Here is a 13,831-nt window from a genome sequence, read left to right as displayed (position 1 = left end):
TATGAAAACGATTCAAAACACCATTGCTATTATTGCGCAGCAAGGAATTCTTCCTTTGTATTTTGCAACAAGCGAAACTGTTAGTGTTGATGTCCTGAGAACGCTTTACAAAGCAGGAATCAGAGCTGTAGAATACACAAACCGAGGTTCTGAAGCCATAACAAACTTCAAAAAAATGGTTGCTGTTAGAAATACTGAATTGCCTGGAATGTTACTGGGTATTGGAACAATAAAGAATATAGAGCAAGCCAAAGATTTTCACGCTGCTGAAGCTGACTTTTTTATTAGTCCCGGATTTGTTCCTGAAGTTGCGGAATTCTTAAAAAGCAAAAACGTCTTGTATGCACCAGGTTGCATGACACCAACAGAAATTATTACAGCTGAAAATGCTGGAATAAAACTCGTTAAACTTTTCCCGGGAAATATACTCGGTACAGAATTTTTAAGCAGTATAAAAGATATTTTTCCATCATTGGTTTTCATGACTACAGGCGGGGTTGAACCAACGCATGCAAGTATTCAAAGCTGGTTTTCTGCCGGAGCATCAGCGGTTGGACTGGGAAGCAAACTCATCAGTAAAAAACGCATGGAGGAACAAGATTATGACGTAATCGAAAGTGAAACCAAGAAAATGCTGGAGATCATTGAGACCATAAGAAAATAAAACAATTATAAAACACAATAATATTAAGCACATAGAAACGTCTTTTTAAGATCTAAAAACTGTGTTTCTACGGCTAAAAAAGTATCAAAAATCATTAATTTAGTATGGATTCAATATTTAATCTAAAAGGAAAAGTTGCATTAATTACTGGCGGTGCGGGTGTATTAGGAAGCAATTTTGCAAACGTTTTGGCAAAACAAGGCGTTATTACAGGAATCGTTTCTCAATCGATTGAAAAAGCCAATAGAACAGTTGAAACAATAGAAAGCAATGGCGGAAAAGCTTTTGCTATTCAGGCGAATGTTTTAAACAAAGAAGAATTAGAAAATGCCCGAGATTTTATCGTAGAAAAATACGGGCGTCTTGACATTTTAATCAACGCTGCCGGCGGAAATATGCCGGGCGCAACAATCCAGCCAGATCAGGCAATTTATGACATGAAAACTGATGATTTACAAAAAGTTGTCGATTTGAATATCATCGGAACTATGTTGCCATCTCAAGTATTTTCAGCGCTTTTTGCGAAACAAAAAGAGGGAAATATTATCAATATTTCATCCGCATCAGCACAAAGGCCTTTAACAAGAGTTGTTGGGTATTCTGCTTCAAAAGCGGCAATTGATAATTTCACACAATGGATGGCAGTTGAACTGGCTTCAAAATATGGTGAAGGTATTCGTGTAAATGCTATTTCTCCGGGATTTTTCATTGGAGAACAAAACCGTGCATTATTACTAACTCCAGAAGGAAAATTAACTCCAAGAGGCGAGAAAATAATCGAACATACTCCGATGGGAAGATTTGGAACACCTGAAGATATCGATGGAGCTCTTTTATTTTTATGCAGCGACATGTCCAAATTTGTAACGGGAACAATCCTAAAAGTTGACGGAGGATTCGCCGCTACAAGTATTTAAATAATTACCAATAAAAACAAATCAAAAATGGAACAAACGTTAAGATGGTTCGGACCAAACGATCCAGTTTCTTTACAAGATATAAAACAAACCGGAGCTACCGGAATTGTTACAGCATTACACCATATTCCGAACGGACAAGTTTGGGAAATTGAAGAAATTATTAAACGAAAAGTTGAAATTGAACATAAAAATGGCGATCCAAAAAAAGGAGCTTCAGGTTTGACTTGGTCAGTTGTTGAAAGTATTCCGGTTCATGAAGATATTAAGAAACAAACCGGAAATTATCTTCAATACATTGAAAATTATAAAGAAAGCATCTTAAACTTAGCTTTATGCGGTATAAAATGCATTTGCTATAATTTCATGCCGGTTTTAGACTGGTCAAGAACTGATTTGGCTTATACAACAGCAGACGGATCAAAAGCTTTACGTTTTGATATTAATGCTTTTGCAGCTTTTGAATTGTTTATTCTAAAAAGACCCGGCGCTGAAAAAGAATATTCGCAGGAACAGATTCAAAAAGCGACTAAATACTTTGAAGCTATGACAGATGCTGATAAAGTAAAATTGCAGCAAAATATTCTGGCTGGACTTCCCGGAGCTGAAGAAGCGTATTCTGTTGAAGATTTTTTAATTACTTTAAGTGGTTACAATCATATTGATAGAAAAGCTTTGAAAGAAAATCTATTCTTTTTTCTGAAAGAAATTATTCCGGTTGCCGAGAGCAAAGGAGTTTTAATGGCAATTCATCCGGACGATCCACCCTACCCGATTTTAGGATTACCAAGAGTTGTAAGCACGGAAGAAGATTTAATGGAACTTATGAATGCTGCACCTTCTAAATCTAACGGATTTACAATGTGTACAGGTTCATACGGCGTAAGAGCTGATAATGATTTGCCCGGAATTGTAAGACGTCACGGCGATAAAATGAACTTTATTCACCTAAGAAGTACTGAAAGAGATGCAGAGGGAAGTTTTTATGAAGCAAATCATCTTGAAGGTGATGTTGATATGTACGAAGTTGTAAAGGCAATTGTTGAAGTTGAAAAAAGAAATAATAGCCAATTGCCAATGCGTCCGGATCACGGACACCAAATGCTGGACGATTTGAATAAAAAAACAAATCCAGGATATTCAGCTATTGGGCGTTTACGCGGTTTGGCTGAATTAAGAGGGCTTGAAATGGGTATTAAGAAGTCTCTTTAAAATGTTTATGTTGCTAAGGCGCGAAGTTTTATTCTCATTTTTATGTCATTTCGACGGAGGAGAAATCACACTAGAAGATCCGTTCCTAGAGTTCTAATCTTTGTCGAGTTACAGGTGTGATTTCTCCTCCGTCGACAAACTAGACTTAAAAAATTTGTGCCTTAGCGGCAAACAATACCTACTAACCTAACCAAAAAACCACAACCATGAGTAACCAAACCTTCATTATTCTTTGCAGCCTTTTTGTAAATAGTATTGCATTTAGTCAGCAAACACCAAAAATACTGACAGATTCAAAAACAAACTATTTACCAGATTTTAGCTATGCCGGATACCATTTCGGCGAAAGCCAAATTCCCGATGCAGCAGGAAAAATCATTAACGCAACAGATTACGGCGTCAAAGCTAATGATGGTTTAGATGATTCTAAAGCACTTTTAAAGGCTGTAAAAGCTGCAAATGAGGCTGAAGGAAATGTTATTTTACAACTACCTGCGGGACGAATTATTCTGAGTGACATTTTGTATATCGAAAGAAGCAATTTTGTTCTTCGTGGGACAGGATCTGGCGAAAATGGAACTGAAATATATTGCCCGCGACCAATGATGTATTTTAAAGATCCGGAATCTCTTAAAGAACTTCGAGAGTATTTGACCACGTTTGATAAAAGACAACGCGAACCTGAGAATAATGTCGATTTGCCTTTCTCACAATATGCGTGGTCAGGCGGAATTATTTGGACGCAAATTCCCGGTGAACGCGTAAAATCATATCTTGATAAATACGAACCTACTCCAAATCCTTTTGCAAAAGTGAGTTCCGGAAATATGGGCGAACACATTATTAATGTTTTTGAGGTAAAAGGGCTAAAAGTTGGTGATATTGTAGAGCTGCAATTATTCAATAAAGAGGGTGAAAATGGTGCAATTATAAAAGACTTATACAAAGGCGCAAACGTTAAACCGGGTTCTCATCACTGGAAATTTCCAATGCTTCCAATTGTGAGGCAACAAGTTGAAATTACCAAAATTTCGGGATCTAAAATAACGATTAAAACCCCTTTAACTATTGCTATAAAACCAAGTTATCAGGCTCAATTGGTTGAATGGAAACATTTGAATGAAGTTGGAATTGAACATCTTCGTTTCACTTTTCCTGATATTCCAAGAGTGGCACATCACGTTGAACCGGGAAACAATGCCATCTTTTTAACCCGTCTTTTTAATAGTTGGGTCAAAGATGTCAAGATTACAAATTCTGATAGCGGAATTCTAGGTGAAGAAATTTCAAATGTAACTATTCAGGATATCGTAACTGATGGTTCGCATATGTCGCATTATACCGTGACTTTGGGCGGCGTTCATAATGTTTTGGTGAAGAATTTAAAAATCTATAATAAAGCAGTTCATCCTTTGAGTTTTAACACTTTTGCTACAAAAAACGTGTATCAAAATTGTGAGATTTTTGCCGATGCACTTTTAGATCAGCATTCGGGAGCGAATCACCAAAATTTATTTGATCAAATTACGGTTCATATTACGGCTGATAAAAACAACAGTTATTATTTGTTTGGCGGCGGCGGTGCTGATTATTGGAAACCTTCACACGCTCCTTTTAGCACTTTTTGGAATCTGAATGTTCAGCTTTCAAACCCTTCTGATAAACCCGTTTTATTATACGGAATGAAAGATGGACCATTTGCAAGAATAATTGGTGTGAATGGCAATGCAAAATATGAAGTAAAATATGAACCTGATGCTTATATTGAATTTCTAAATACGGCGATGGATAAAGTTCCTTCATTGTATGATTATCAATTAAGTAAACGCTTAAAAAAATAATTCAAACACATAGAATCATAGCTTTTGGGAACGTATAAAAGGCGTTTCACTTACATTAAAAAACATAGTCCTTAACGTTTAGCTATGTGTGAAAAACTATTTTTTTTATTATCCTCTTTTAGAAGAAAAATCTATGTTTCTATGTGTTTAAATATTTTACCATAGTTTAAATTAATCTTGCAAAGTAACGGAGACCCAAAGAGAAAAAGCTAAACCTAAGTTCCTTTAAAACTTTGTCGCTTTCTCCCGAAGCTTCGGGATTGCCACTTTGAACCTAAAAAAAACGCGATGAAATACAAAATAGCCTTTCTAGTAATCGTATCTATTTTCGGAAATGTATTTTCTCAAAATAAATATCGTCTAAAAAACATCTCAACTACTGACGGGCTTTCGCAAAGTTCTGTTATTGCTATTCATCAGGATAAATTTGGGCAAATGTGGTTTGGTACGCGCGATGGTTTAAATAAATATGATGGAAGTAAATTTACTATTTTCAGAAATGATGTCACCAACAAACATTCTATCAGCAACAACGACATTTTATCGATCGAAGAAGACAATACAGGAAAAATCTGGGTTGGAACTTATAACGGATTAAATTGCTACGATCCGATCACTAATGCTTTTACGCGATATTTACATACGAAAACGAATCATACTATTAGCAGCAATGCCATTTGGTCGATCAAAGAAATTGGCAGCGAAATGTGGTTCGGAACCTCAAAAGGGCTTTCGATTTACAATAAGAAAACCAATACATTTATTTCAGTTTTTCACTCAGATACTGATAATACAACTGTCCCAAGCAATAATATTATTACGATTCTAAAATCTAAAAAAGGAGAAATCTGGATCGGTACTACAAAAGGTCTGTGCCAGCTTACAAGCAGAAAAAACGGGAAATTCGAATTTAAAAACTATCCTCTAAATGCTGTTGATCAACTTAATGTTCAAGCCATTACAGAAGATGCTTCAGGAAATTTATGGGTTGGGACTAAAAACAAAGGACTTCTAAAATTTGATAACAATTCTAATGCCTTTGTTTCTTTTTTATCTTCAGAAAAATACCGCGAAATCAATACCGACATTCGTTCTTTGGTTATCGACAATCAAGGTTCTTTATGGATTGGAGCCTATGACGGTATCTATATTTTAGGACAAGACAACGATCTTCAGAAAATAAATAACAACAACAATAGCAGCGGAATAGATAAAGTAAAATCGGTTTTTATAGATAAAAAAGGCTCCGTTTGGATTGGTTGTTATTACAAAGGCGTTAATATTTGGGATATTTCGAATGTGAATTTTTCCAATTACAATCAGAATTCTAAAAAGATTCCGATGAGTTTTGATGTTGTAAGTTCTATAATTGCAGATAAAAACAACAACATTTATTTTGGAACTGAAGGTGGCGGAATTACCATTTATAACAAAAATACCGAAGCCATAAGTTACATCAACAGTAAAAGCGGACAAACCATCAAAAATGATATTAAGTCGATGTGTCTTGCCGGTGATATTTTATGGATTGGTACTTTCTCAAAAGGACTATCGGCCTACAACACGATTTCAAAAAGAATTGAAGACAATCGAATTGCCACAGATTTGAATACTTTATTAAAAGAATCCGGCGTTTATTCCATCAAACCTGAAGGAAATGATATCATCTGGATTGGTACTTTTGGCAAAGGTTTGATTCGATACAATACCATTTCTAAAACCTTTCTAATTCTTGAAAACGACAACAATAAACCTACTTATTTGACCAATAACATTGTTCGAACAATTTTAGTCGATCAAAAAAAAGGTGTTTGGGTTGGTACTCAAAATGGACTCAATTATATTCCGTTATATAATTTCAATTCTAACAAATACACAATAAAACATTACTTTTTTGATTCATCATCATTATCAGGCGATGATATTTTGACTTTGTTTCAGGACAGTCAAAAGAAAATTTGGGTAGGAACAAAAGCAAAAGGACTGCATTATTTTGATGGAAAAAAATTCAATAAAATCAATCTAAAGGTTGGAAATACGGTCATAACCTCAATACATTCCATTCTTGAAGATGATGATAAAAATTTATGGATCAGCACCAATCAGGGAATTATAAAATACAATACAAATCAAAAAAACGTTGTTATTTATGATCAAAAAGATGGTTTGGCCAGTAACGAATTTAATGACAACTCGGCTTTAAAATTAGATTCAAACAAGTTTTATTTCGGAAGTCCGTCTGGAGCCACCTATTTTGACGCGAAGAAAATTTCCTTAAATAGATATGCGCCTCAGGTATTGATTACTAATTTGAAAATCAAAAATGAAACCATTCATCCCAACGATTCAATTAGGATTTTAGAAAAAAGTATTGGCTACACCAAAACCATTATTTTAGATTATGACAAAGCTAATTTTTCTATTGATTTTGCCATTCCAAATTACATCCGATCAAAAAACAATCAATACAGTTATCGTTTGGTTGGACTGGAAAATAACTGGACAACGACTAAAAGTACCGAAGCCATTTTTGCAATTCAGAATCCGGGAACGTATACTTTTGAGGTTCGTGGCGCTAACAATGATGGCGTTTGGAATAAAGTCCCGACTACGCTAACTGTTGTTGTAAAACCAGCTCCGTGGCGCAGTATTTGGGCATTTTTACTGTACGGAATTGTAATTGGTTTAGGATTATACGGTTTAATCTGGATCATGAAATCAAAAGCCAGACTGAAACAAAAACTGGAATTGGAATATCTTGAAACCAAACGAATTGAAGAAAATAATCTGGCTAAACTTGATTTTTTTACTAATATATCACACGAATTCAGAACGCCTTTAACTTTGATTTTAGGACCTTTACAACAAATTCTGGCCAATTATAACGGAACTAATGAAATGTATAAAAAGTTGTTGGTTATTGAAGGAAGTGCCAATCATCTTTTAAACCTGATTAACCGTTTAATGGATTTCAGAAAATTGGAGAACCATCAGGTTACACTTGAATCGGCAGAAGGAAATATCGTGAAATTTACCAGAGAAATATTTTTATCGTTTATCGAATATGCCAAAGATGGCGGTTACAATTATATTTTTGAATCATCAGAAGAAGAAATTCTCTTGTATTTTGATCGTTACAAATTAGAGCGTGTTTTTTATAATTTAATATCGAATGCGTTCCGTTATACGCCAAAAGGCGGCAATATTCATCTTAAAATTTCACACGATAACGAAAACCTTTTTATAGCTGTTGAAGATTCCGGAGTTGGAATTGCAGCGGAACATATTGACAAAATTTTTGATTTGTTTTTTGAAGTTCCAACGCACAACAATGTTCAAAAAAACTATAATAAAGGAACCGGAATAGGTCTTTCGATTGTAAAAAACATTGTAAAACTTCATAAAGGAAATATTGAAGTAACGAACAAAAACACACAAGGTGTTGTTTTTAAAGTAACGCTTCCGCTAGGAAGAGCGCATCTTCTGGAAAATGAAATCATTTCTGATTTTAAAATTAGTGATGATATTGAGCAATATCACGCTCAACTTGAAACTTCGGAAATAATTGAACACGAAGACATCGAGGATTTTGTAGTGAATGACGAAAAGCAAACCATTTTGATTGTCGAAGATCATAAAATTCTTCGCTCGTTCATGAAAAACCTTCTTAAAAAAGAATACAATATTATCGAAGCTGAAAATGGAAAAATTGCTTTTGAAAAAGCACTTCAACATCTTCCGAATTTAATTATCAGTGATGTAATCATGCCCGAAATGGTTGGAACTGAACTTTGTTCTAAAATCAAAGAAAATTTAAAAACAAGCCATATTCCGGTTATTCTGTTAACCTCAAGAACTTCGTTAGTGTATAAATTTGAAGGATTGGAAAGTGGTGCCGACGATTATATCAGTAAACCATTCAATTTAATTGAATTCAAACTTAGGGTTAAAAACCTTTTGAATTCAACAGAACGTTTGAAAAACAAATTCTCAAGCGATGATAATTTTATTCCATCGGAAATAACCGTTTCTTCATTAGACGAAGAACTATTAAAAAAGGCTTTCAAAATTGTAGAAGAAAATATTTCGAACGAACAATTTGATATTCCGTATTTCTGTACTGAATTAGGCGTAAGCCGCACTATGTTATTTTTAAAAATAAAAGCCTGGACGAATTATACGCCAAACGAATTTATTCACGAAATAAGATTAAAACGCGCTGCTCAATTATTGGAACAAAATAAATTAACCGTTTCAGAAATTAGCTATAAAGTAGGTTTTAATAATCCAAAATACTTTAGCAAATGTTTCCAAAAAAAGTACGGAGAAACACCAACTCAATTTGCAGACAAATTTTTTAAGTCTTCGACTGTATTTTAAAGAATTCGTTATTTTAAAGGGTTTAAAAAAGGGTATCTGTATTTTTAGATACCCTTTTTTGTATTTCTATATCCTTTTCCCCTACTACATTTGTGACTATGAAAACCAAAAAAACAAAATTCATATTACTGCAAATTGTATTTACCTTGCTGATAATCGGAATGAGTCTATTGCTTTTTTATTTTATCTAACATTAACCTAAAACCAAAAATGAATGTTTACAAACCAAAATTTCAAACCGCTTAAATGGTGTTTGCTGGTCGCTTTTTTACTGGTAAATATTGTGATGAATGCACAGGAGAAAAAAGTCACCGGAAAAATTACTTCCTCCGAAGACTTACTCGGGCTTCCTGGTGCTAATGTTTATATTAAAGGATCTTCTGTTGGAGGATCTGCAGATATGGATGGAAACTACAGTGTAATAGTTTCAGAAAAAAACGCTGTTTTAGTTTTCAATTATGTAGGATATCAATCGGTAGAAATTCCGGTAGGAAATAAAACCGTAATCAATGTGAGTTTAAAACCGGATACCAAAAACCTTGACGAAGTAGTTGTTGTGGGTTACGGTACACGTAAAAAGAGTGATATTACCGGTGCAGTATCTTCGGTAACAGCAAAAGAGCTTACTGCTTACCCAACTTTAAATGCCGAAATGGCTTTGCAAGGTCGTGCTGCTGGGGTTTCTGTACAATCAAATAATGGTGGTGAACCTGGTGCACCGGTAAAAATCAGAGTGCGTGGAGGAACTTCTATTAATGCGAGCGGAGATGCACTTATTGTTGTAGATGGTTTTGCAGGCGCTTCGATGCCCGCGCCTCAGGATATTGCTTCGATTGAGATTTTAAAAGATGCATCGGCAACTGCCATTTATGGATCCAGAGGTTCAAACGGAGTTATTATGGTTACAACCAAAAAAGGAAAACCAGGCGCTCCGGTTATTGAATTTAGTAATTCAACTTCAGTACAATCTGTTAATAATAAATTGCATTTGCTAAATGCAGATCAGTTTGTAGCCTACAGAAAAAGCTTTACCACACACACTGATGCAGGTTCTGACACAGACTGGCAAGATGTAATTTATCGTGATGGAATGATTTCTAACTCGCAATTATCATTCTCAGGCGGATCTGATAAAATCAAGTATTATGTTTCAGGAAATTATTTCAATCAAAATGGTGTTGTCATCAATTCCGGAATTGATAGATATACTATTGTAAGTAATCTTGAAGCCGACTTATCAAGCAAGTTTAAAGTAGGTTTGAATCTATTTCAAAGTAAACAAAACAAAGACGGAATCATCAGCCAGACTGGTGCAGGAGGAACAGGAGCTGCAGGAGTAATTGCATCTGCTTACAGATTTATGCCGGATAAAGGAATTTATAATGCTGATGGTTCTTATACCTCAACAGCTCCAATTGGAGACGACATTGATAACCCTTATGCGACTGCGATGGAAAACATTCTTGAAGTAATCAATATTACAAACAGAAGTAATTTTTTCGCATCGTATCAAATTACGAAAGATCTTAACTTCAAAACTACTTTAGGATTAACAGAATCTAATTCTCAAACCGGAAGATATATTCCATCAACTTTAATTGCAGGAAAAAATATCAAAGGAGAAGCTTCTGTAAACAACACCAGATTTTCTTCTTTCTTAACGGAAAACTATCTGACTTTTAAACGCGAAATTATCGAAAAAGGAATCTTGACGGTTCTTGGAGGTTATTCGTATCAAAAAAACAGAAACGAAAATTCGTATGCCGCTTCAAGAGGATTTTTGACCAATACCAACTCTTACCATAATTTAGGCGCAGGAACTGTTTTCTTGAAACCGGATTCTGGATTATCTGAAACAGAATTAATCTCGGCTTTTGGAAGATTGAATTTTGATTATGCTGATAAATATTTATTTACGTTTACGGCACGTCGCGACGGTTCTTCAAGTTTTAGTAAAAACTACAAATACGGAACTTTCCCTTCTGGAGCAATTGGATGGAATATTAGCAAAGAAAATTTCTTAAAAGACAACAAAACAGTTTCTAATTTGAAATTAAGAGCAAGCTATGGTGCAACAGGAAATCCGTCGATTGGCGCCTACTCTACTTTATCGAGATTCTCTGAAATTTATGATGTAAGCGGCGACGTTATTGTAAATGCAGTTCAATTGACTTCATTAGATAATCCGAACTTAAAATGGGAAACTTCATACCAACAAGATTACGGAATTGATTTGGGTTTGTTTGACAACAGAATCAGTCTTACTGCAGATTATTACAAAACAATTACCAAGGATTTATTGTTCAACAGACCTTTACCCGGAATTTCAGGAATTGCTTCTCAGCTTCAAAATGTTGGAGAATTAGAAAATAAAGGTTGGGAATTGGGTATCAATACCAAAAACTTTATTGGTGCTGATTTTACATGGTCAACGAATTTTAATATTTCTTCAAACAAAAACAAAGTATTAAAATTAGCCGATAATAAAGATCTTTTAATCAACTCTACACCTGGACATTTCCTTGCAACAGATTCTCAGATTTTAAGAGTTGGACAGCCTGTAGGTTCTTTCTTTGGGTTTGTTTATGATGGCGTAATTCAACAAGGAGAAACCGTTTTACCGGGGAATTTTGAAACGATTGCCGGTGGAGAAAAATTCAAAGATGTAAATGGTGACGGAAAATTAGATTCGAATGATAAAACTATTATCGGAAACCCAAATCCTAATTTCATTTTTGGTTTCAATAATGACTTCACCTATAAAAACCTTGATTTGAACATTTTCTTTCAAGGCTCTGAAGGAAATGAAATATTAAACTACACTTTAATGGAATTGGCTTCAGGAAACAACAATGCAACCACCGAAGTTCTAGACGCTTGGACACCTACGCACACAGATACAAACGTGCCAATAAATGCAGCAAGAACAAAAAGAGTTACTTCGAGATTTGTGTATGATGCAAGTTACATTCGTTTAAAAAACATCTCTTTAGGATATAGTTTAGATGACAAAATTGTATCAAAAATGGGATTGAGTAAAGTTCGTTTTTACATCAGTGCACAAAACTTATGGACGATTACAAATTATCCGGGTTCAGATCCTGAAGTAAATTACTTAAATGACACGAATGCAAGGAGTAATACCAACTTAGGATTGGATTATGGAAGTTATCCGAACGTAAGAACATTCACTTTAGGTTTCAATTTAAAATTCTAGTTTAAAAAATAATATCATAATTATGAAAAAATATATAGCTTTTCTTTTCTTGGGAATATTCGCTTTCGGATGTTCAGATTTAGAAGAACATCCGGTAGGAATTATTCGTCCAGACAACTTCTTCAACAATACAGACGATTTGCAAGCCGCTGTAAACGGAGCTTTTGCCAACATTGCCCATAATAATTATTGGGGAAGAGAATTTACGATCGCACTAATGTTACGCGATGATATGGCCGATATTGGTGACAGAACAACTCAGGCAGCGCGTATCGATGTGAATGACATGAATATGAACGATACGAACGCGCTTGTAGCTAACTTTTGGCCTCAATCGTATATTATCATTACAGCAGCAAATCAAGCCATTGAAGGTGCTAAAAAAACTCCTGGTGATCCTGCAAAAGTAAACGCCATTGTGGCTCAGGCACATTTTGCAAGAGCTTTTGCTTATTATCATTTGGTTCGAATCTTTGGAGACATTCCATACGTTGACTTTGTGGTTAACGATGTAAAACAAGTAAATTCTTTGAGCAGAACTAAAGAAGCCGAAGTTTATCCAAAAATTATTGCCGATTTAGAATTTGCAAAACAATGGCTGGAAGACAAACCAAAAGTAAAAGCCGTTCCCGGAAAAGGTACTGCTGCAGGTTATTTAGCATCCGTTTATTTGACTTTAGGAAATTACCAAAAAGCGTATGATGAAGCAAAATATGTAATTACAAACGAAGCAAAATTTGGTTTAGGTTTAGATGCCGATTTTCAGGATTTATTTAATGCTACAAAAACAGCTTCGCTAAAAGAACCTTTGTTTACAATCGATTTTAACAATTTAGTTTCAGGGAACTACGGTCAGGATTATACCGCATTTTTTACAGGTTCCTTAAAAGACGATAGTTATAGCTACGGACAAGGGTTTTCTGTTGCCGTGCCTTCATTAAAAGTATTCAACGATTGGGACAAAAGAGATTACAGAAGAGCCGTAAGTTTTGATACTATTATTAGAAAGAAAACTGGTCCGGGTGGATCTTTACAAATTTTCCCTTCAAGTGATAACGAAAAAGCGCCTCGCCCACATATTGCCAAGTATTACCGTTTCCCGGGAAAAGCAGGAGCTAACGGAAGAACTTCACAGCACAATTATATCACGATGCGTTTTGCCGAAGTATTGCTAACTGCTGCCGAAGCTTTGAACGAAATTACTCCGGGAACTTCAGAAGCTGATGGTTATGTTAACCGAGTACGCGCCAGAGCCAGAAACAAAGCCGGAAAACTGGTTTCCTTTCCTGCAAATGTTACACCCGGTTTGTCTCAGGCCGATTTTAGAAAAATGGTTATTGACGAAAGAAGACTAGAATTGGCATTTGAATATATCAGATGGTACGATATTAAAAGATTAAAAAATGGTCCGGAAGTTTTTGGTCCAAATGGTTTTGAACCGCATGCCAATTTTAATCCAAATAAAGATTATTTGTTTCCATTACCAGGAACTGAGTTAGCAATCAATCCTAATTTAAAACCAAATAATCCTGGTTACTAAATACTATATTAACCAATTAAGATTATTTTTTAAACACATAGAGACATAGATTTTATATAT

General features: G+C 34.9%; 7 protein-coding genes. All 7 read left to right on the top strand.

What is annotated here, in order from left to right:
* Position 1: 1 nt before the first annotated feature.
* Positions 2–664: a bifunctional 4-hydroxy-2-oxoglutarate aldolase/2-dehydro-3-deoxy-phosphogluconate aldolase gene (locus ACHRVZ_RS12340; RefSeq protein ID WP_395422788.1), complete on the top strand. Its 663-nt coding sequence runs from the start codon at positions 2–4 to the stop codon at positions 662–664.
* Positions 665–768: 104 nt separating this feature from the next.
* Positions 769–1,581 carry an SDR family oxidoreductase gene (locus tag ACHRVZ_RS12335; RefSeq protein WP_395422787.1) on the top strand — a complete coding sequence of 271 codons (813 nt, stop codon included), beginning with the start codon at positions 769–771 and terminating at the stop codon, positions 1,579–1,581.
* A gap of 27 nt (positions 1,582–1,608) precedes the next feature.
* Complete coding sequence (uxuA, locus tag ACHRVZ_RS12330) at positions 1,609–2,793, top strand: mannonate dehydratase (protein WP_395422786.1); 1,185 nt, start codon at positions 1,609–1,611, stop codon at positions 2,791–2,793.
* A 206-nt stretch (positions 2,794–2,999) separates the two neighbouring features.
* A complete protein-coding gene (locus ACHRVZ_RS12325) occupies positions 3,000–4,634 on the top strand; it encodes a hypothetical protein (RefSeq protein ID WP_395422785.1) in 1,635 nt (544 codons plus the stop codon).
* 288 nt (positions 4,635–4,922) lie between these two features.
* On the top strand, positions 4,923–9,014 hold the full coding sequence (locus ACHRVZ_RS12320; protein ID WP_395422784.1) for a two-component regulator propeller domain-containing protein: 4,092 nt from the start codon (positions 4,923–4,925) through the stop codon (positions 9,012–9,014).
* Between the two features lie 214 nt (positions 9,015–9,228).
* Entirely contained in the window at positions 9,229–12,231 is a 3,003-nt protein-coding gene (locus tag ACHRVZ_RS12315) for a SusC/RagA family TonB-linked outer membrane protein (RefSeq protein WP_395422782.1), read from the top strand.
* A 22-nt stretch (positions 12,232–12,253) separates the two neighbouring features.
* Positions 12,254–13,771, top strand: coding sequence for a RagB/SusD family nutrient uptake outer membrane protein (locus tag ACHRVZ_RS12310; RefSeq protein ID WP_395422781.1), 1,518 nt, complete (start codon positions 12,254–12,256; stop codon positions 13,769–13,771).
* Positions 13,772–13,831: the final 60 nt, after the last annotated feature.

This window comes from Flavobacterium sp. FlaQc-57 (assembly GCF_044007395.1).
Lineage (GTDB): Bacteria > Bacteroidota > Bacteroidia > Flavobacteriales > Flavobacteriaceae > Flavobacterium.
The sequence above is the reverse complement of the archived record's forward strand: the minus strand, read 5'-3'. Positions and strand labels throughout refer to the sequence as shown.